At 75.0% G+C, this 18,909-nt stretch carries 16 protein-coding genes; 11 read left to right on the plus strand and 5 right to left on the minus strand.

Annotated features, from left to right (window positions below; all coding sequences use genetic code 11):
* Positions 1–55 precede the first annotated feature (55 nt).
* Both pheS and pheT read left to right on the plus strand, forming a co-directional pair.
* Positions 56–1,177 (plus strand): phenylalanine--tRNA ligase subunit alpha, encoded by a 1,122-nt coding sequence (gene pheS, locus RM844_RS27185; protein WP_311670047.1) that lies wholly within the window; start codon positions 56–58, stop codon positions 1,175–1,177.
* Positions 1,177–3,705, plus strand: coding sequence for a phenylalanine--tRNA ligase subunit beta (gene pheT / locus RM844_RS27190; RefSeq protein ID WP_311670048.1), 2,529 nt, complete (start codon positions 1,177–1,179; stop codon positions 3,703–3,705). Before pheS ends, pheT begins: the two co-directional genes overlap by 1 nt.
* 256 nt (positions 3,706–3,961) lie before the next feature.
* On the opposite strand, the gene ligD is transcribed toward pheT, so the two are convergent.
* Positions 3,962–4,840, minus strand: coding sequence for a non-homologous end-joining DNA ligase (ligD, locus tag RM844_RS27195; RefSeq protein ID WP_311670049.1), 879 nt, complete (start codon positions 4,838–4,840; stop codon positions 3,962–3,964).
* A gap of 30 nt (positions 4,841–4,870) precedes the next feature.
* On the opposite strand from ligD, the gene ku reads away from it, so the two are divergent.
* On the plus strand, positions 4,871–5,926 hold the full coding sequence (gene ku / locus RM844_RS27200) for a non-homologous end joining protein Ku (protein ID WP_311670050.1): 1,056 nt from the start codon (positions 4,871–4,873) through the stop codon (positions 5,924–5,926).
* A 2-nt stretch (positions 5,927–5,928) separates the two neighbouring features.
* Here ku and RM844_RS27205 read toward each other — a convergent pair whose 3' ends face one another.
* Together RM844_RS27205 and RM844_RS27210 are read right to left on the minus strand one after the other, a co-directional pair.
* Positions 5,929–7,098: a low temperature requirement protein A gene (locus RM844_RS27205; protein WP_311670051.1), complete on the minus strand. Its 1,170-nt coding sequence runs from the start codon at positions 7,096–7,098 to the stop codon at positions 5,929–5,931.
* A gap of 149 nt (positions 7,099–7,247) precedes the next feature.
* Positions 7,248–8,117, minus strand: a complete 870-nt coding sequence (locus RM844_RS27210; protein ID WP_311670052.1) for a 3-hydroxybutyryl-CoA dehydrogenase — start codon at positions 8,115–8,117, stop codon at positions 7,248–7,250.
* A 580-nt stretch (positions 8,118–8,697) separates the two neighbouring features.
* Here RM844_RS27210 and RM844_RS27215 point away from each other — a divergent pair.
* The 3 genes from RM844_RS27215 (at position 8,698) to RM844_RS27225 (ending at position 11,087) form a co-directional block, all read left to right on the plus strand.
* Entirely contained in the window at positions 8,698–9,954 is a 1,257-nt protein-coding gene (locus RM844_RS27215; protein WP_311670053.1) for a glycoside hydrolase family 10 protein, read from the plus strand.
* A 95-nt stretch (positions 9,955–10,049) separates the two neighbouring features.
* Positions 10,050–10,610 carry a histidine phosphatase family protein gene (locus RM844_RS27220; protein WP_311670054.1) on the plus strand — a complete coding sequence of 187 codons (561 nt, stop codon included), beginning with the start codon at positions 10,050–10,052 and terminating at the stop codon, positions 10,608–10,610.
* Between the two features lie 81 nt (positions 10,611–10,691).
* Complete coding sequence (locus RM844_RS27225) at positions 10,692–11,087, plus strand: thiol-disulfide oxidoreductase DCC family protein (RefSeq protein ID WP_311670055.1); 396 nt, start codon at positions 10,692–10,694, stop codon at positions 11,085–11,087.
* A 212-nt stretch (positions 11,088–11,299) separates the two neighbouring features.
* Here the strand turns inward: RM844_RS27225 and RM844_RS27230 are convergent, their stop codons facing one another.
* On the minus strand, positions 11,300–11,767 hold the full coding sequence (locus tag RM844_RS27230; protein WP_311670056.1) for a helix-turn-helix domain-containing protein: 468 nt from the start codon (positions 11,765–11,767) through the stop codon (positions 11,300–11,302).
* 187 nt (positions 11,768–11,954) lie between these two features.
* On the opposite strand from RM844_RS27230, the gene RM844_RS27235 reads away from it, so the two are divergent.
* The 3 genes from RM844_RS27235 to RM844_RS27245 all read left to right on the plus strand — a co-directional run bounded on the left by RM844_RS27235 (position 11,955) and on the right by RM844_RS27245 (position 15,058).
* Positions 11,955–12,479, plus strand: coding sequence for a helix-turn-helix domain-containing protein (locus tag RM844_RS27235; RefSeq protein ID WP_311670057.1), 525 nt, complete (start codon positions 11,955–11,957; stop codon positions 12,477–12,479).
* A gap of 348 nt (positions 12,480–12,827) precedes the next feature.
* Positions 12,828–14,258, plus strand: coding sequence for a pectate lyase family protein (locus tag RM844_RS27240; RefSeq protein WP_311670058.1), 1,431 nt, complete (start codon positions 12,828–12,830; stop codon positions 14,256–14,258).
* A gap of 128 nt (positions 14,259–14,386) precedes the next feature.
* Positions 14,387–15,058 (plus strand): TetR/AcrR family transcriptional regulator, encoded by a 672-nt coding sequence (locus RM844_RS27245; RefSeq protein ID WP_311670059.1) that lies wholly within the window; start codon positions 14,387–14,389, stop codon positions 15,056–15,058.
* A 384-nt stretch (positions 15,059–15,442) separates the two neighbouring features.
* On the opposite strand, the gene RM844_RS27250 is transcribed toward RM844_RS27245, so the two are convergent.
* The gene (locus RM844_RS27250) at positions 15,443–16,102 is read right to left on the minus strand and encodes a lysoplasmalogenase (protein ID WP_311670060.1); all 660 of its coding nucleotides are present in this window, start codon (positions 16,100–16,102) and stop codon (positions 15,443–15,445) included.
* A 607-nt stretch (positions 16,103–16,709) separates the two neighbouring features.
* Here RM844_RS27250 and argC point away from each other — a divergent pair.
* Entirely contained in the window at positions 16,710–17,738 is a 1,029-nt protein-coding gene (gene argC / locus RM844_RS27255; protein ID WP_311670061.1) for an N-acetyl-gamma-glutamyl-phosphate reductase, read from the plus strand.
* On the plus strand, positions 17,735–18,868 hold the full coding sequence (locus RM844_RS27260; RefSeq protein ID WP_311670062.1) for a bifunctional ornithine acetyltransferase/N-acetylglutamate synthase: 1,134 nt from the start codon (positions 17,735–17,737) through the stop codon (positions 18,866–18,868). The genes argC and RM844_RS27260 overlap by 4 nt, the downstream gene beginning before the upstream one ends.
* Positions 18,869–18,909: the final 41 nt, after the last annotated feature.

Here is an 18,909-nt window from a genome sequence, read left to right on the forward strand (position 1 = left end):
CCGGGTCCAGGCGGGGGACGCGGTGGAGCCCATTCATCAGGAAGCACGGGAAGAGATGTCGGCACCCAACAAGTCGTACGACCCGGTCGAGGTCGAGGCACTGAAACCGCACGAGATCGACGAGGCCAGGGACGCGGCGCTGGCCGCCTTCGCGGCCGCCGCCGACCTGGAGGCGCTGCGCGAGGCCAAGATCGCGCACACCGGTGACCGCTCGCCGCTGGCGCTGGCGAACCGGGAGATCGGCGCCCTGCCGCCGCAGGCCAGGGCCGCCGCCGGCAAGCGGGTCGGCCAGGCCAGGGGCGCGGTGAACAAGGCGTTCGCCGCCCGGCAGGCCGAGCTGGAGACGGAGCGGGACGAGCGGGTCCTGGTCGAGGAGGCGGTGGACGTCACCCTCCCGTACGACCGCCGGCCGGCCGGCGCCCGGCACCCGCTCACCACCCTCTCGGAGCGCATCGAGGACATCTTCGTGGCCATGGGCTACGAGGTCGCCGAGGGGCCCGAGCTGGAGGCCGAGTGGTTCAACTTCGACGCGCTCAACCTCGACCCGGACCACCCGGCGCGCTCCACCCACGACACCTTCTTCGTCGCCGACGAGCAGGGCAGCCCCGACTCCGGGCTGGTGCTGCGCACCCACACTTCGCCGGTGCAGGTCAGGTCGCTGCTGTCGCGCAAGCCCCCGGTCTACGTGATCTGCCCCGGGCGCACGTACCGCACCGACGAGCTGGACGCCACCCACACCCCGGTCTTCGGCCAGGTCGAGCTGCTGGCCGTGGACGAGGGGCTGACCATGGCCGACCTCAAGGGCACCCTGGACCACATGGTGCAGTCGCTCTTCGGGGCCGGCATGCGGACCCGGCTGCGGCCCAACTACTTCCCGTTCACCGAGCCGTCCGCCGAGATGGACATGGTCTGCTTCCGCTGCCGCGGCGAGTCAGTCGGCGACCCGGACCGACCCTGCCGCACCTGCTCCAGCGAGGGCTGGATCGAGCTGGGCGGCTGCGGCGTGGTCAACCCGCGGGTGCTGGTCGCCTGCGGCGTGGACCCGGAGCGGTACAGCGGTTTCGCCTTCGGCTTCGGCATCGAGCGGTTGCTGATGTTCCGGCACGGCGTCACCGACATGCGGGACATCATCGAGGGTGACGTGCGCTTCACCCGGCCGTTCGGGAGTGAGATCTGATGCGCGTTCCCCTTTCCTGGCTCCGGGAGTACGTGGACCTGCCCGCCGAGGTCGGCGGGCGCGAGGTCGCCACCCGGCTGATCGCCGCCGGCCTGGAGGTCGAGCTGGTCGAGCGGCTGGGTGCCGACCTCACCGGGCCGCTGGTGGTCGGTCAGGTGCTGGCCATCGAGGAGCTGACCGAGTTCAAGAAGCCGATCCGCTACTGCCAGGTGGACGTCGGCGAGGCCAACGGCACCGGCCAGCCGCAGAACATCGTCTGCGGCGCCCGCAACTTCGCCGTGGGCGACAAGGTCGTCGTGGTGCTGCCCGGCGCCGTGCTGCCCGGCGGGTTCAAGATCTCCGCGCGGAAGACCTACGGCCACCTCTCCGAGGGCATGATCTGCTCCACCCGGGAGCTGGGCGTCGGCGACGACCACGACGGCATCCTGGTGTTGCCGCCCGAGCACGAGGCCGGCACCGACGCCATCGCGCTGCTCGAACTGCTCGACGAGGTGCTGGACATCGCGGTCACCACCGACCGCGGCTACTGCCTCTCGATGCGTGGCGTGGCCCGGGAGGCGGCCACCGCGTTCGGGCTGCCGCTGCGCGACCCGGCGCTGCTGGACGTGCCGGCCGCGGACGGCGCCGGCTACCCGGTGCGAATCGAGGACGAGGCGGCCTGCGACCGGTTCGTCGCCCGCACGGTCACCGGGGTCCGGCCGGACGCCAGGTCCCCGATCTGGCTCCAGCGCCGGCTCCAGAAGTCCGGACTGCGCCCCATCTCGCTGCCGGTGGACATCACCAACTACGTGATGCTGGAGCTGGGTCAGCCGCTGCACGCCTACGACCACTCCCGGCTGGCAGGGCCCATCGTGGTCCGCCGCGCCGCCGCCGGCGAGCGGCTCACCACGCTGGACAACGTCGGGCGGACCCTGCACGGCGACGACCTGGTGATCGCCGACGACCGGGGCCCGATCGGGCTGGCCGGCGTGATGGGCGGCGCCGAGACGGAGATCGCCGACGCGCCCCCGGTCGAGCGCAGCCCGCTCGCCCCCGAGGGCACCACCGACATCGTGATCGAGGCCGCGCACTTCGACCCGGTCACGGTGGCCAGGGCGGCCCGTCGGCACCGGCTCGGCTCGGAGGCGGCCCGCCGCTTCGAGCGCGGGGTGGACCCGCAGGCGGCCGGCGCCGCGGCGCAACGCGCCGTCGACCTGCTGGTGTTGCTCGGCGGCGGCACCGCGGGGGCCGGCGTCACCGACCTCGGCACGCCGGCCCCGCCGGCCACCGTCGAGCTGCGCGCCGACCACCCGGACCGGGTGGCGGGCGTCGCCTACGGCCGGGAGGTCGTGGTGCGCCGCCTCCAGGAGGTCGGCTGCACCGTCACGGGCACCGACCTGCTCGCCGTGACGGCGCCCAGCTGGCGGCCCGACCTCACCGACCCCAACGACCTGGCCGAGGAGGTGCTGCGGCTGGAGGGGTACGAGGCGCTGCCCGCCACCCTGCCCAGGCCGCCGGCCGGGCGCGGCCTGACCGAGGGGCAGCGGCTGCGCCGCCGGGTCGGCCGGGCGCTGGCCGGCGCCGGCTATGTCGAGACGCTCAACTACCCGTTCGTCGGGGAGAAGTCCTGGGACGGCCTCGGCCTGCCGGCGGACGACCCCAGGCGGCAGGCGGTGCGGCTGGCCAACCCCCTCTCCGAGGAGGAGCCGCTGCTGCGCACCACGCTGCTGCCCGGCCTGCTGGACGCGCTGCGCCGCAACCACGGGCGGGGCAGCCAGGACCTGGCGCTCTTCGAGACCGGCCTGGTCTTCCGGCCCACCGGGCGGGAGACCGCGCCGGTCCGGCCGCCGGTCACCCGCCGGCCCACCGACGAGGAGATCGCCGCCCTCGACGCCAGCCTGCCGCCGCAGCCCCGCCGGGTCGCGGTGGTGCTGGCCGGCGCGCGCGAGCCCGCCGGCTGGTGGGGCTCGGGCCGGCCGGCCGAGTGGGCCGACGCCATCGAGGCCGCGCGGGTGGTCGCCCGTGAGGCGGGCGTCGAGCTGATCGTGGAGCGGGACCAGCACGCGCCCTGGCACCCGGGCCGCTGCGCCGCGCTGCGGGTCCGGCTGGACGGCGAGCGCCGGCTGGTCGGCCACGCCGGCGAGCTGCACCCCCGGGTGGTGAAGGCGCTCGGCCTGCCGGAGCGGGCCTGCGCGATGGAGCTGGACCTGGACGTGCTCCAGGCCGCCGGTGGTGGCCCGGTCGCCGGCCCCGCCATCTCCACCTTCCCGGTCGCCACCCAGGACGTGGCGCTGGTGGTGGACAACGCGGTGCCGGCCGCCGAGGTGGAGGCGGCGCTGCGCGCCGGTGCCGGCGAACTCCTGGAGTCGGTGCGGCTGTTCGACGTGTTCACCGGGGAGCAGTTGGGCGCCGGCCGGAAGTCGCTGGCCTACGCGCTGCGGTTCCGCGCCACGGACCGGACGCTGACCGCCGACGAGGCGACGGCGGCCCGGGAGGCGGCGGTGGCCACGGCCATCTCCCGCACCGGGGCCACGCTGCGCGGCGCGTAGCCGCGACCGGCACGGCCCGAGGGGCCCGGACGCCCGCCGGCCACGCCGGCCGGGCGCCGGGCCCCTCGGCGTGCCCGGGGGCGGTCGGTGGTTCGGCCGAGACCGGTGCCCGGCCTCGGTGCCGGCCGGTGCCGGCCGGTGTCGGGGCGGTCCGGGGCCGGTGACCGGGGCCGTCCGGCGGGCCCGGGGTCGGAGCGGGCGCCGCGGTGCCGGTGTGGCCTGGCCGGGGGGTGCCGCGCGGCCGGGCCCGGGGCGGTCAGGGCAGCGGGGCCGCCGTCTCGCGGGTGACCAGGGGGTGCAGGAGGTCGCCCCAGCGGTCGAGCCGGGCGGGCAGGTCGGCCAGCGTGATCTCCAGGTCGCCCGGCGTCTCGCACGCCTCGATCTCCGCCCAGGTGACCGGCGCCGAGACGGTGGGCAGTGGGCGGGCCCGCAGCGTGTAGGGGGTGGCGGTGGTCTTGCGGGCGGCGTTCTGGCTGTGGTCGATGAACACCTTCCCGGGCCGCAGCCGGCGGGTCATGACCGCGATGGCCAACCCGGCCAGCTCCCGGCTCGCCTCGGTGGCCAGCCGCTTCGCGTAGGCCGAGGTCTCCTTGGCGGGGACGGGTGTCACCGCGCAGAGCAGGTGCAGGCCCTTGGCCCCGGAGGTCTTGACGTAGCAGGTCAGCCCGTCGGCGGCCAGCCGGTCCCGCAGCCAGATGGCCACCCGGCAGCAGTCCACCACCGTCGCCGGCTCCCCGGGGTCGAGGTCGAGGACCAGTCGGTCGGCGACGCCCGGCTCGGCCAGCGTCCACTGCGGGGTGTGGAACTCCACCACCAGGTTGGCCGTCCACACCAGCGAGGGCAGGTCCCGGACGACCAGCTGCCGCATCGTGCCGCCGCCCGAGCGGGGCACCTCGCCGGTCATCACCCAGTCGGGCGTTCCGGGCGGCACGTTCTTGGTGAAGAACCGCTCGCCGGTCGCGCCGTCCGGGTAGCGCAGCAGGCTCAGCGGCCGATCGACCAGGTGGGGCAGGAGCAGGGCACCGTTGGTCGCGTAGTGGTGCAGCAGCTCGCCCTTGGTGGTGCCGTCGGCGTAGAGCACCTTGTCCAGGTGGGAGAGGGTCAGTCGGCGATCCTCCACGGTGACCACGGGCATACCCTGAGACTGGCATGAAAGGGGTTGATCGTGCGAACCATCTGGAAAGGGTCGATCTCCTTCGGACTGGTGACCATTCCGATCAAGGTGGTCAGCGCCACCGAGAACCACTCGGTCTCCTTCCGCCAGGTGCACACCGTCGACGAGGGCCGGATCCGCTACCGCAAGGTGTGCGAGCTGGACGGCGAGGAGGTCAGCGGGGACCAGATCGGCAAGGCCTACCAGACCGCCGACGGCAGCCTGGTGCAGCTGAGCGACGACGACCTGACCGCGCTGCCGCTGCCCACCGCCCGCACCGTCGAGATCCTCGGCTTCGTGCCGGTCTCCGACATCGACCCGTACCAGCTGGACCGCTCCTACTACCTGGCCCCCGACACCGGGGCGGCCAAGCCGTACGTGCTGCTCCGCGAGGCGCTGCGCCGCTCGGGGCAGGGCGCCATCGCGAAGCTGGCGATGCGCGGCCGGGAGACGCTGGCGCTGGTGCGCACCCGGGAGGACGAGGACGTGCTGGGCATGCACACCCTGCTCTGGCCGGACGAGATCCGGCCGGCCGAGGGGCTCGCCCCCACCGAGCAGGTGACCGTGCGGGACGCGGAGCTGGACATGGCCGACACCCTGATGGACACCCTCGGCGCGGTCGACATGTCGGAGCTGCACGACGAGTACCGGGCGGCCGTGGAGACCCTGGTCAACGCCAAGCTGGAGGGGATCGAGCCGCCCCGACCGGGCGAGGAGGCGGCCGGCGGCGGCCGGGTGGTGGACCTGATGGCCGCGCTGGAGGACAGCGTGCGCAGCGCGCGCGAGTCCCGGGGCGAGTCGGCCGGCGAGGGCGCCACCGTCACGGACATCTCCGGCGGCGGTCGGGGCGGTGGGCGCGGCGGCGCGAAGCGGGGCGCGGCCGAGGAGGAGGAGGACGGGAAGGGCGCGGCGAAGAAGTCCACGGCCAAGAAGTCCACCGCGAAGAAGTCGGCGGCGAAGAAGTCCACGGCCAAGAAGTCCGCCACGAAGAAGTCCGCCGGCAAGAAGGCGACCGCGAAGAAGTCCACCGCGAAGAAGTCCGCCAGCTCGCGCCGCCGCGCCTCCTGACGCTAGTCCGCCGCCTCGGGGACCGCCGTGCCCCCGGCCGTGCGGTCGCCGCCCGTCCGGTGCCGGCCGATCACCTGGAGCGTGACCAGGCCGGCCAGCACCACCCCGGTCACCGGCACCGGCTGCGGCGTGCCGGTGGCGGCCAGCACCAGCGCCGCCCCGGCGGGCAGCGGGTACCGGCCCCAGCCGGCCCGGTGCTGCGGGCGGACGTGCAGCACCCAGACCGTCACCAGGTAGACGGCCACCGGCACCGTCACGGAGGCCGCCGCGGCCGGCGCGGACAGCGCCGCCTCGTCGGTCAACGCGTCCACGTTCAGCGCCAGTCCGGCGCCCACGGCGGCGGCCGCGCCGAAGATCAGGTAGTGGCCGTAGCCCCAACGGAACCCGCGCCGGGTGGCGGCGAGGAACTCCCCGGCCGGGGCCGCGAAGTACACCCACCACATCGCGAAGACCGTCAACAGCCCGCCGCCGGCCAGCAGATAGAGGTCGTCGCCCGCATAGTCGGCGTCCACCGCCCGGCGTACCGCCGAGGTCGCCGCCATCACCGACTCGCCCAGCACGATCATGGTGAACAGGCCGTACCGCTCGGCGATGTGCCGCGGATGCCAACTGGTCTGGCTGGCCCGCTCGGCCAGCACCGGCACCGCCAGGTCGAGCAGCGCCAACGGCGCGAACGCCAGCCTCTGCGCCGGCACCGGCAGCAACAGCCAGGCGCACCACAGCGCCTGCACCACGGCCAGCCCGCCGGCGAAGCGGTACCCGGTGCGCCGCTCGGCCGCCCCGGACCGGGCCGCGCGCACCCAGAGGCTGATCATCGCCAGCCGCATCACGGTGTAGCCCAGCACCACCAGCGCGAAGTCGTGCTCCTCGAACGCCTGGCGCACCCCGGCGGCCAGCACCAGCGCGCCGGTCACGATCACCAGCGTCACCAGCCGGAACGGCACGTCGTCCGGATCGTAGGCCGACGAAAACCAGGTGAATCCTATCCAGGCCCACCAGATAGCGAAGAAAACGGTCAGAAAGCTGGTCACCGCGGTGACCGACCGGCCCTCCCCCAGATAGGTGTGCAGTTCGCCGGCGATCTGGGCCACGGCCACCACGAAGCACAGGTCGAAGAAGAGCTCCAGCGGGGTGGCCGCGCGGTGCCGCTCCCGGGTGTCCCGCGCGGTCATCCGGCGATGCCAGCGATAGTCCACGGACATCGTTCCCGCCCGCCCGTCCTGGTCAGGGGCCTCCGTCAGCGGGCTAATTGTGACCTACGGGGACGTTCCGGACGGCGAGGGCGGCGGGCCTCGGCGAGCCGCCCGCCACGCCCGTCGGCTCAGCCCTTGGGCGGGTAGGAGTAGAAGCCGGCGCCCGACTTCCGGCCCAACTGGCCGGCGGCCACCATGCGCAGCAACAGCGGCGGCGGCGCGTACAGCGGCTCCTTCAACTCCTCGTACATCGAGGCCGCGATCGAGGCCACGGTGTCCAGCCCGATCAGGTCGGCCACCTTCAGCGGGCCCTGCGGGTGGGCGCAGCCCAGCTCCATCCCGCTGTCGATGGCGTCCCGGCTGGCCGCCCCCGCCTCGTACATCCGGATCGCGGAGAGCAGGTACGGGATCAACAGCCCGTTCACCACGAACCCCGAGCGGTCCTGGGCGCGGATCGCGTGCTTGCCCAACACCCCGGTGACCAGGGCCTCCGCCCGCTTGACGGTGGCCTCCCCGGTGGTCAGCGCCGGCACCAGCTCCACCAGCCGCTGCACCTGGGCCGGGTTGAAGAAGTGCACCCCGAGCACCTGTGCCGGCCGGCTCGTCGCCACGGCCAGGTTGACCAGCGGAATGGCGGAGGTGTTGGAGGCGAGGATGGCGTCCTCCCGGGTCACCACCTGGTCGAGCACCTGGAAGATCTCCGTCTTCACCTGCTCGTTCTCCACCACCGCCTCGATCACCAGGTCACGGTCGGCGAACTCGCCCAGATCGGTGGTGAAGGTGAGCCGCTCCAGCGCCGCGTCGCGGTCGGCGACCTCGATCTTGCCGCGCTCGACGGCCCGCTCCAGCGAGTTCACCAGCCGGGTCCGCCCCAGCTCCAGCGCCTCCCCGGTGGTCTCGGCGACCCGCACGTCCAGCCCGGCACGGGCACACACCTCGGCGATGCCGGCCCCCATCTGGCCGCACCCCACCACTCCCACGCGTTCGATGTCCGTCACCCTGTGCCCCTTCGCAGTATCCGGCGGTTGACCGTCGGCCCCCGACGTTACCCGCGCGACAACCCCCGAGCCCAGCCCGGGCCGCGGCGCCGGGCCCCGCTCCCGCTCGGCCGCGTCGCCCCCCGGGGCGCCGTCGCACTCGGCGGAGGGTGTCGGCCGACAGACCGGCCCCGTAGGGCACCGCCCGGTCGCCGGCCGGGCCGTTGGTCCCGGCCCGGTGGGTCGCCGACCTCGGTCGGTGAACTGCCGTAACACGCACGCGCGTTCGCGGACCCGTCCGGGATCTCCCGGTGTCGGGTCCGGTGCCGTCCCGACCGGCGATCGGTCAGCCGCGCGTGCCGTGGTGGCCACCCGGTCGTGTGACCGCGCGACGGGCGTGTGGTGGCGGGCCGGTTGACGGGCGCCCCCGCCCCGACCCGAGCGGTGCGTCACGGGCCGCGAGCACGGTGTGACCGGGCCCCGTTGGTGCCATCCGTCGAAAGTCCCGCGGCCGGGGTGTGTCACCGGCCGATGTCCGTCCGCATTCGAGCAGGCTGGGCTGGGCATGCAAACTGGAGAGACACGTCTGGGGGCAACACTCATGGGTCTGATCAGCCGCAGGGGCTTCGCGGTGGCCACGATCGCCACCCTGGCCGGGACGCTGGGCTCGGTGCCGGCCACGGCCGCCGGCCGGCCGCGGCCCGCCTCGGGCACGGCAGCGGACCAACAGTCGCCGCTGGCCGAGGAGTTGCGGGGCATGTGGATCGCCACGGTGAGCAACATCGACTGGCCGGCGCGGACCGGCCTGTCGGCCGACGAGGCCCGCGCCGATCTGGTGGAGCTGCTGGACGTCGCCGTCCGCTGGGAGTTGAACGCGGTCTTCTTCCAGGTGCGGCCGACCGCCGACGCGCTGTGGCCGTCGCCGCACGAGCCGTGGTCGGAGTGGCTGACCGGCACCCAGGGCGAGGACCCGGGGTGGGACCCGCTGGCCTTCGCCGTCGAGGAGGCGCACGCCCGGGGCCTGGCGCTGCACGCCTGGTTCAACCCGTACCGGGTCGCCACCCACACCGACCGGGACCGGCTCGCGGCCGACCACCCGGCCCGACGCAACCCGTCGTGGGCGGTGCCCTACGGCGGCCGGCTCTACTACAACCCGGGGCTGCCGGAGGTCCGGGCCTTCGTCCAGGACGCGATGATGGACGCCGTCACCTCCTACGACATCGACGGCGTGCACTGGGACGACTACTTCTACCCGTACCCGGTGGCGGGCGAGGAGTTCGACGACGCGGACGCGTTCGCCGAGCACGGCGGGGACTTCTCCGACCTGGGCGACTGGCGCCGGCACAACATCGACCTGCTGGTCCGCGAGATGCGTGACCGGGTGGCCGAGGCGAAGCCCGAAGTGCCGTTCGGCGTCAGCCCGTTCGCTGTCTGGCGGAACAGTTCGACGGACCCGCTCGGCTCCGACACCAGGGGCGGGGTGCAGACCTACGACGACCTGTACGCCGATGTCCGCACCTGGGTCAAGGAGGCGTGGATCGACTACGTGATCCCGCAGGTGTACTGGCACATCGGCTACGAGGCGGCCGACTACGCGGTGCTCGCCGACTGGTGGTCGCGGGTCGCCGACGGCACCGGGGTGGCGCTGTACCTGGGGGAGGCGGCCTACAAGGTGGGCGACCCGGCGCAGCCGGCCGCCTGGCAGGAGGCGGGCGAGCTGTCCAGCCACCTGACGCTCTGCGCGGAGCGGCACCCGCAGGTCACCGGTCATGTCTTCTACTCGGCCAAGCAGGTCGCCGCCGACCCGTTGGGGGCCATCACCCGGGTCTGGGAGGACCACTACCGCGCCGGTTCCTGATCCGGCGCGGCCCGGCCGGCCGGGGTGCCGGCCGGGTGCGGAGATTTAACGCGCGAGTAGTGGTCTACTCCTTCAGGTGTTCGTACCATCACGCCATGCTGGTCACGCTGATAGCCGCTGCCCGCAGTTCCTCGCTCCTCGACGCCCGTTTCGACGACGAACGACCGCTGGACGCGGCCGGTTGGCAGGCGTTGGAGCGGGCCATCCCCCGGTTGTCGCCGATGGCTGCGGCCGAGCTGCGCTACTGCTCGCCGACGCCGTGCAGCCGCCAGACCGGTGACGCGCTCGGCCTGGCGCCGCTGGCCCAACCGGCCCTGCGGGAGTGCGACATGGGGCGCTGGCGTGGCCTGACGCTCCAGCAGGTGACCGCGCACGAGCCGCACGCGGTGGACGTCTGGCTGGCCGACCCCAGATCCGCGCCGCACGGCGGGGAGTCGCTGCTGGCGTTCGTCTCGCGGATCGGCGGCTGGCTGGACACCCGCCCGGTGGAGGGTGACGGCCTGGTGGTGGCCGTCACCGAGGCCACCGTGATCCGGGCGGCGATGCTCTACGCGCTCAAGGCGCCACCGGCCTCCTACTGGCGGACCGAGGTGCAGCCGCTCTCGGTGGTCAGCTTCCATGGCTGCCGCGGGCGGTGGAGCCTGCGGCTGGGCTGACCACCGGCGCGCGGGCCGGTAGGCCGGTCCGTGGGCCGCCCCGCCCGCCGGGTGGTGGGCCGGCTCGGGCACCATGGGGGGATGAACGCGCGACCGGTGTTGGTCTACGACGGCGACTGCGGCTTCTGCACCACCTCGGTGCGCTTCGCCGAGCGCTGGATCAGGCCCGACTGCACCACCGTGGCCTGGCAGTTCGCCGATCTGGCGGCGCTCGGTGTGACCGCGGAGCGGGCCCGGCACGAGGTGCTCTGGGTCACCCCGTCGGGCCGGGTCCACGGCGGGGCCAGGGCGGTCGCCAAGCTGCTGTCGCGGGCGGGACGCTGGTGGGCGCCGCTGGGCGCGGTGTTGGCGCTGCCGCCGGTCAGCTGGCTGGCGCACGGCTGCTACCGGCTGGTCGCCCGCCACCGGCACCGCCTGCCGGGCGGCACCCCGGCCTGCGCCCTGCCGCCGGGCGGGCGGCCGGGCGCGAGCGGGTAGCCGCTGCCGCCGGCTCAGCCGGCCGGCGCGTCGCCCAGCCGCAACCGGGGCGGGGCGGCGGCCGGTTGCTCCGGCCCGGCGTCGGCCGGCGGTGGCCGGGTGGGGCCCGCGGTGGCCGGCTGGGGTCCCGGGCGCCGTCGTCCGCGGGCTCGGCGGTCACGGTCCGTGGCCAGTTGATTTCGGCCATCCGGGGCCGCCGGCGCCGATGGCGGTCACTCGGGGGATCGGTCCGGTGGCTCGGCGTGCTCGGGGCGGATGGCCGTCATCGCCGAGATCTCCCCGATGTCCCGTCCGGTGAAGGTGATCAGCCCGCCGCCCCGGTTGTGCGGCACCTCGCGGAGTCTCGCCCGGCGGCGGAGCCAGGCCGCCGACCAGGGGAGCCACCGGGCGGCCTCCTCGGGGGTGTAGTGGAACAGCTCGCCCTCCGGAGTGCCTGGTGCGGGCACCTCTCGGGCCGGCGGCTGGTCGGTGGCCGGCTCGTCGTCGCCCCGCACCAGATCGTCGAACGGGACCTGGAGGACCGTGGCGATGCGGTGCAGGCTGGCTTCGCTGGCGCCGGTGAGGCCGCGTTCCAGGCGAGAGAGATGACCTCGGTCGAGGCGGGTGAGCCGGGCCAGTTCACGAAGGCTCATCCGCCGAACCGCGCGGATGGCACGAATGGCCGTGCCGTTCGGTGTCACGTTCAGAGGATAGGGCCATTCATGTTGCGTGAGCAACTATTGATGCTGAGTAACTGCACTTCAGGGCCTTGTGGTTGCCTCTTTGCGCCGCCCTTTTGGCGTGAGGCAACCAAATGGCGCTGTACATGCTGATCAATGGCCGATTTGAGCCTGTTGCGTTGCCCCTAGGTGCGGCAACCTACAGTCCATGACTCAAGACTGGGCACGGCTCGGAACCATGTTGAAGCGGGCGCGGGAAAGCCGCGGGCTCCAGCAGAAGTTCGTCGCCAAGACCCTCAAAGTGGAGCGCGGCGCCATCTACAACATCGAGAAGGGTGCCATCAAGAAGCTCACCGGCACGATCCACCACTACGCCGAGATGGTCGGCTGGACCCCGGAGTCGCTCCGGGTGGTGCTGGAGGGCGGTGAGCCCGAGACGCTGGACGAGGTCGAGCGCTCGGCCGCCAGGGGGCGGCCGGCCGACCCGGGGCCCGCCGAGGCGCCCCAGGGCGGACTCTCGCTGTTGGTGCGCAAGGCGCTGTCCGAGGGCGATTTGATCGACTCCCAGGTGCAGTTCCTGCAGACCGGCAAGGGTGAGCTGCGGGTCACCATCGTGGCCAGGGCCGAGCCCGGCGCCACCGCGGCGCAGCTGGACGCGGCCGGTGAGTCCTGGGCCAAGCTGCGGCCCGCGTTGGCCAGGATTCTCGACGAGGAACAGGGCGACGGCCGGTGACCGGGTGCCCTCGGCCCCGAGGTCGGCGGCGGAGCCCAGCCGCCCGGCGTGGGGGCCGGGGGCCCGACGGCCGGCATTCCTTGATGCTGACTAACTGAGCCCGACGACGTTTGGCATATGCCCGCCAGGCCCCGCAGGTCTCCTGCCGGGTCGCAGGGCACCGACCCCGGCCGCCCGGCCGGGGTCGCGCTGTGGGGGAGCCACCCGGACGGGGCCCGCGCGGCTGACCCGGCCGGTGCCCCGAAACTCCCGCCGCCACCGGCGCGACGGAACCGGGAGCCGCGGCGACTCACCGGTGAGGGGCCGGAGCAGACCGGCCCGCCCGGATCGACCGAGGAGAACGCCGCCGTGGGTCACGCACGCACCGCACCCCGTCTCGCCGCCCTGCCGCTGCTGCTGGCCCTGCTGGCCGCGGCGGCGCCCCCCGCCGGCGACGGCCCGCCGCCGGACCCGGCGGCCGGCGCCGGGCCGCTCGGCTGGGCCGCCGTCGGCGAGGGCACCACCGGCGGCGCGGGCGCCGGCCAGGACAGCACCCATGTGGTGCGCACCCGCGCCGAGTTGGTCGCCGCGCTGGACAACGGCGGGCGGCGCGCCGAGCCCAAGATCATCCATGTGGTCGGCGACATCGACGGCGCCGAGACCGACACCGGGGACCTGCTCGGGGAGCAGGACTACGCGCCCGGCTGGGACCTGGCGCGTTACCAGGCCTGCTTCGGTGAGGACGGCGCCGAGTGGCGCGACGACCGCCACCCCTGGTGCGACGAGCAGCGCCGGCTGCGCACCACCGGGTCGAACGCGCAGAAGCGGCAGATCCAGCTCGACGTGCCCAGCAACACCACGCTGCTCGGCGAGGACGGCGCCCGACTGCTGGGCGTCTACCTCTCGGTGCGCTCCAGCGAGAACATCGTGCTGCGCGACCTGCACCTGGAGGCCCCCGTCGACTACTTCCCCTCCTGGGACCCCTGGGACGGGGCGGACGGCGCGTGGAACGCCAGGTTCGACGCGTTCTCCGCGGTGACCGGCTCGCGGATCTGGATCGACCACTGCACCTTCACGGACGGCCGCTTCCCCAACAGCGAGGCCCCGGAGGGCTTCCACGGCGAGCCCGTCGAACGGCACGACGGGCTGCTGGACCTGGAGGACGGCACCGACCTGGTGACCGTCTCCTACAGTCGCTTTGTCGACCATGCGAAGACGGCGCTGCTCGGCTCGGGGGACGGCAAGGGCGACCGGGACCGGGGACGGCTACGGGTGACCTTCCACCACAACCTCTTCGACGACTCGGCCCAGCGCAGCCCCCGTGTCCGGTTCGGGCGGGTACACGCGTTCAACAACTACTTCACCGGCAGCACCGACGACCCGGACTACCCGATGCGCAGCGAGGAGCTGGGCGGCGGGGACTACTTCCTCGGGATGGGGCTTGAGTCGCTGCTCGTCTCCGAGTTCAACGCCTTCGAGTACGACGGGCCGGGCGCCAGCCCCGACATCCTGGTCTCCGCGCTCGGTGGGCACCGGTTCCTGGACCGGGGGTCCTGGTACGGCGGGCAGCCGGTCGACCTGAACGCCCTGGCCGAGGGGAAGTTCACGGTGGCGGCCGCGGCGGCCCGGGAGGCGGCGGCCGAGCAGGGCGTCGAGCCGCCGGCGTGGGCGCTGGAGGAGTTCAGCACGGACGTGGGCTGGTCGCCGGCGGCGGAGTACCCCTACGTGGACGCGGTGCTGCGTTCCCCGGACGCGGTGCGGGCGGCGGTGCTCAGCGAGGCGGGCCCGGGGCGCCGGTAGCGGGGCCGCGCGCCGTCCCGGGTGGGTGGGAACGGGCGGTGCTCCGGGCGGACTTGGCGGGTGGGGTGTGCGGAGTGAGTGCTCACTCACCCTTGACGGAGTGAGCACTCACTCCGTAGCGTGGTGGCATGACGGAACGACAGCCGACCCGGCGCCGGGCGCCGGGCATGAGCCCCGAGCAGCGCCGCGAGATGATCGTCAGAGCGGCCCTGCCGCTGATCGCCGAGTACGGGGCCGCCGTGACCACCAGCAAGATCGCCCGGGCCGCCGGCATCGGGGAGGCCACCATCTTCCGGGTCTTCGCCGACAAGGACGAGCTGCTGGACGCCTGCGCGACGGAGGCGCTCCGCCCCGACCACGCGGTCCGCGAGCTGGCCGCCATCCCGCTGGACCAGCCGTTGGCCGACCGGCTGACCGAGGCCGTCGAGGCGCTCCAGGCCCACCTGGCCCGGATCGGCGCGGTGGCGGGCTCGCTGCACGCCGCCCGCCACCGACGCCGGGGCGGCGCGCGCGGCGAGGGGGGTGCGGGCGGTTCCGGGGGAGCCGCCGGCGCCGGCGGGGAGCAGATCCGGGGCATCGGCCGGGACGAGTCGCTGGCCAGCATCCGGGCCGCGGTGGCCGAGCTGCTGGAGCCCGACCGGCCCGCGCTGCGGCTGCCCGCCGGGCAGGTCGCCGGCGTCTTCCTCGGCCTGATCTTCGCCCAGCCCCGGGCGGGCGACCAACCGGAGCTTTCCGCCCGGGAGTTGGTGGACGTCCTGCTGCACGGGGCGCTCGCCGGGCCGCCCGCGGCGGCGGCCTGACCAGCCGGCTCGTCGCCCCGCAGGAGGCGGCCGTCCGGGCCCGCCGGCCGCGTCGGGGTCGGCTGGTGCTCGGCGCGGCGCTGGCCGCCGCGCTCGGCTGGCTGGTCGCCGACCCGCTCCTCGGTCAACGGCCGCGGATCGTCGAGCGGGCCGGCGATCCGGAACCACGAGGCGGAGACCCACCTCGCGCGCCCGCCCCGTCGGGGCCGGCGACCACTCGCGGGGCACGCGTCACGGCGCCGGCTCCCCCTCGCCGGCCCGGTGGACAGCCGACCTCCGGACCGGGCAACCCCGCCGAGCCGCCCACGGGCCGCGCGGCATGGCGCCCCGACGGCCGGCAGCCGCCTCGTGGGCGCTTCCGGTCGCCGGCCTGACCCGCCACGGTCAGGGTCGGCCGGCTCCCGCCGGCGGCGGGACGGCGCTCGCCCGGTGGGTCGTGAGGATGCCGGTGGTGAGCAGGAACTGGGCGGCGGCGTAGGTGGCCATCACCCAGAAGTCGGGCGCCGGGAGTTGGGGCCACTCCGCGAGGTCCGAAGCGATCAGTGTGTCGGAGAGCAGGAACAGCGCGCCGCCGGCGCCGGTGAGCGCGCCCAGCGCGCCGGCCCGGTAGGCGGTGGCCGCCAGCAGCAGCGCGTAGCCGGCGACCGGGATCCGCAGCCCGGCCGGCAGGTCCGACCAGAGCAGCGGCACGGCGACCAGCAGCGCCAGCGCGTAGCCCAGGCCGAGTGGCGCGGGCGCCCGCCGGCCGGCGAAGAGCGCCAGATAGCAGACGTGCCCCACGGCGAAGGAGCCCATCCCGGCGAGGAACGCCGGGTCCGCGTCGAAGAGCAGCAGCACGTCGCCGCCCCAGCCGAAGAGCAGCGCGACGACCAGTAGCCGGGGCGCGCCGCGGCTGGCCGCGTACCCGGCGAGCAGCGGCATGAGCAACGGCTTGGCGATCCGGTGGCCCAGGTCGGCGCCCAGCAGCAGCGAGCCCAGGTCCACGGCGACGGCCAGCAGGAAACCGCCGAGCAGCACCCGGGACAGGGTGGCGGGCGGCCTCACGCGGCGGCCCCGGAGGCGGGGCGGACGGCGGCGGACGTGACACGGGAGGCGGGGGCGGTCGGGTTCGGCATCCGACGACGGTAGAGGCGGCAACACCGGTCCGGCTAGCCCTCGTTACCGACTAGTAGCGGTCAACGGCGGCCGGATGGTCCCCGGTCCCGCTGGTCGCGGGCCGCGCGCCACACCCGCCCGGTGGCCGGGAACGCGGCCGAGGCGGTGCCGGCCGAGGGCGGGGTCCGGCCGCGGACGACCCGGGTCGGTGCCGGCTTCCTGTCATCCCGCCGCCATGGCGGCCCCCGCCTGTGGGGCTTCCTGGGCGACCAGGCCGGGCTGTGGGCCGATCTGGCCACCGCGCACCGCCTGGGCCCAGCGCGGCCGGGGCCGGTCACGGCGCGCCGGCCCCCACGCGCGGGTCTCCCGGGTGGTGCTGCCCGTCGCTGGGCGCCTGCCCCGGGCGGAGGGCCGGCCGGCTGCCACGCCGTGGTCGGCGCCTTCCCGGCCGACCTCGACCGCGACTCATCCTCGGGTCCGCCGGCCGCCGGATCGGTCCGCCATTGCATAAACGTGCTGCACTACGTATAGTCATGCCATTCGAGTGGAGGAGGCGATGGCCGTGCGGGCTGCGGTGGCGGGCGCCAGTGGGTACGCCGGAGGCGAGGTGCTCCGACTGCTGCTGGGGCACCCCGAGGTGGAGATCGGAGCGCTGACCGGGCACGCCAACGCCGGCCAGCCGTTGGGCGCGCTCCAGCCGCACCTGGTGCCGCTGGCCGACCGGGTGCTGGAGCCGACCGATCCGGAGACGCTGGCCGGGCACGACGTGGTCTTCCTCGCCCTGCCGCACGGCCAGTCGGCCGCCGTCGCCGAGCAGCTCGGCGAGCGGACCCTGGTCGTCGACTGCGGCGCCGACTTCCGGCTCCGGGACGCCGCCGCCTGGGAGCGCTTCTACGGCACCCCGCACGCCGGCACCTGGCCCTACGGCCTGCCCGAACTGCCCGGCGCCCGCGAGGCGTTGCGCGGCAGCCGGCGGATCGCCGTGCCCGGCTGCTACCCGACCGCGGTCAGCCTGGCGCTCTTCCCCGCCTACCAGTCGGGGCTGGTCGAGCCCGAGGCCGTCATCGTCGCCGCCACCGGCACCTCGGGCGCCGGCAAGGCGCTCAAGCCGCACCTGCTGGGCAGCGAGGTGATGGGCTCGATGAGCCCCTACGGCGTGGGCGGCGGCCACCGGCACACCCCCGAGATGGCGCAGAACCTCAGCGCCCTCGCCGGCGAGCCCGTGTCCGTCTCCTTCACCCCCACGCTGGCCCCGATGGCCCGCGGCATCCTGGCCACCTGCTCCGCCCGGGTCAGGCCTGGCGTCACCGCCGAGCACGTCCGGGCGGCCTACGCCAAGGCGCTGGCCGACGAACCGTTCGCCCGGCTGCTGCCCGAGGGCCAGTGGCCGAGCACCGCCGCCGTGCTCGGCTCCAACGCCGCGCTGCTCCAGGTCGCGCTGGACGAGACCGCCGGCCGGCTGATCGCCATCAGCGCCATCGACAACCTCACCAAGGGCACCGCGGGCGGCGCCGTGCAGTCCATGAACGTCGCCCTCGGGCTGCCCGAGGAGCTTGGGCTGCCGCGGGTCGGGGTCGCGCCGTGAGCGTCACGGCCCCCGCCGGCTTCAGCGCGGCCGGGATCGCGGCCGGTGGCGCCGGCCGGCCCGACCTCGCGCTGGTGGTCAACCACGGCCCCACGCTGGCCGCCGCCGGCCAGTTCACCGGCAACCGGGTCAAGGCCGCGCCGGTGCACTGGTCCCAGCAGGTGCTGCGCGGCGGACGGGTCTCCGCGGTGCTGCTCGACGCGGCCTGCGCCAACTCCTGCACCGGCCCGCTGGGCTTCCAGGACACCCACGCCGCCGTCGAGCGCGCCGCCCGCGCGCTCGGCCACAACGCGGCCGAGATCGCGGTGGCCGCCACCGGACCGATGGGCGTGCGGCCCGCCATGGACCGGCTGCTGCCCGGCGTCGACCACGCCGCCGAGCAGCTGTCGGAGTTCGGCGGGGAGCGGGCCGCGCGCGCCATCATGACCAGCGACACCCAGCCGAAGACCGCCGCCGTGCGCGGCGCCGGCTGGACCGTCGGCGGCATGGCCAAGGGCTCGGCGCCGCTCGCCCCCGGCCTGGCGACCCTGCTGGTGGTGCTCACCACCGACGCCGACCTGCCGGCCACCGAGCTGGACCGGGCACTGCGCGCCGCGACCCGGGTCACCTTCGACCGGATCGACGCCGACGGCGTCATGTCCACCAACGACACCGTGCTGCTGCTGGCCTCCGGCGCCGCCGGGACCACCCCGGAGCCGGCCGAGTTCGCCGCCGCCGTCGAGTCGGTCTGCGCCGACCTGGCCCGGCAGCTGGTCCGGGACGTCGAGGGCGCCACCAAGGAGGTACTGGTCGAGGTGGTGCACGCGGCCAGCGAGGCGGACGCCCTCGCGGTGGGCCGCGCGGTCGCCGGGAACGCCCAGGTCAAGCGGGCGGTCCGGGCCGAGGTCGCGGACTGGCCCGGGGTGCTGGCCGCGGTCGGCGCCACCGGGGCCGCCTTCGAGCCGCACCGCCTCGCGGTGGCCGTGAACGGCGTCTGGGTCTGCCGGGACGGCGCCCCCGCCGCCGCGGTGGCCGAGGTCGACCTGCGGTTCCGCGAGGTGACCCTCACCGTGGACCTGGCCGCCGGCGACCGGTCCGCCGCCCTCCGCACCACGGACCTGACGGCCGCGCCCGCCGCCCGGGCCCGCTAGCGCCCGACGCCCGTCCGTTTCCCGACCCCCCGCTGCCCCTG

It is taken from the genome of Streptomyces chisholmiae (genome assembly GCF_031845445.1).
In the GTDB taxonomy this organism is placed as follows: domain Bacteria; phylum Actinomycetota; class Actinomycetes; order Streptomycetales; family Streptomycetaceae; genus Streptomyces; species Streptomyces chisholmiae.

Excerpts from the sequence above, each read along its gene's own strand:
- pheS (WP_311670047.1), top strand. The coding sequence starts at position 56 with ATGTCGGCACCCAACAAGTCGTACGACCCGGTCGAGGTCGAGGCACTG.
- pheT (WP_311670048.1), top strand. The coding sequence starts at position 1,177 with ATGCGCGTTCCCCTTTCCTGGCTCCGGGAGTACGTGGACCTGCCCGCC.
- ligD (WP_311670049.1), bottom strand. The coding sequence starts at position 4,840 with ATGCCCGTGGTCACCGTGGAGGATCGCCGACTGACCCTCTCCCACCTG.
- RM844_RS27205 (WP_311670051.1), bottom strand. The coding sequence starts at position 7,098 with ATGACCGCGCGGGACACCCGGGAGCGGCACCGCGCGGCCACCCCGCTG.
- RM844_RS27215 (WP_311670053.1), top strand. The coding sequence starts at position 8,698 with ATGGGTCTGATCAGCCGCAGGGGCTTCGCGGTGGCCACGATCGCCACC.
- RM844_RS27220 (WP_311670054.1), top strand. The coding sequence starts at position 10,050 with ATGCTGGTCACGCTGATAGCCGCTGCCCGCAGTTCCTCGCTCCTCGAC.
- RM844_RS27225 (WP_311670055.1), top strand. The coding sequence starts at position 10,692 with ATGAACGCGCGACCGGTGTTGGTCTACGACGGCGACTGCGGCTTCTGC.
- RM844_RS27235 (WP_311670057.1), top strand. The coding sequence starts at position 11,955 with ATGACTCAAGACTGGGCACGGCTCGGAACCATGTTGAAGCGGGCGCGG.
- RM844_RS27245 (WP_311670059.1), top strand. The coding sequence starts at position 14,387 with ATGACGGAACGACAGCCGACCCGGCGCCGGGCGCCGGGCATGAGCCCC.
- argC (WP_311670061.1), top strand. The coding sequence starts at position 16,710 with ATGGCCGTGCGGGCTGCGGTGGCGGGCGCCAGTGGGTACGCCGGAGGC.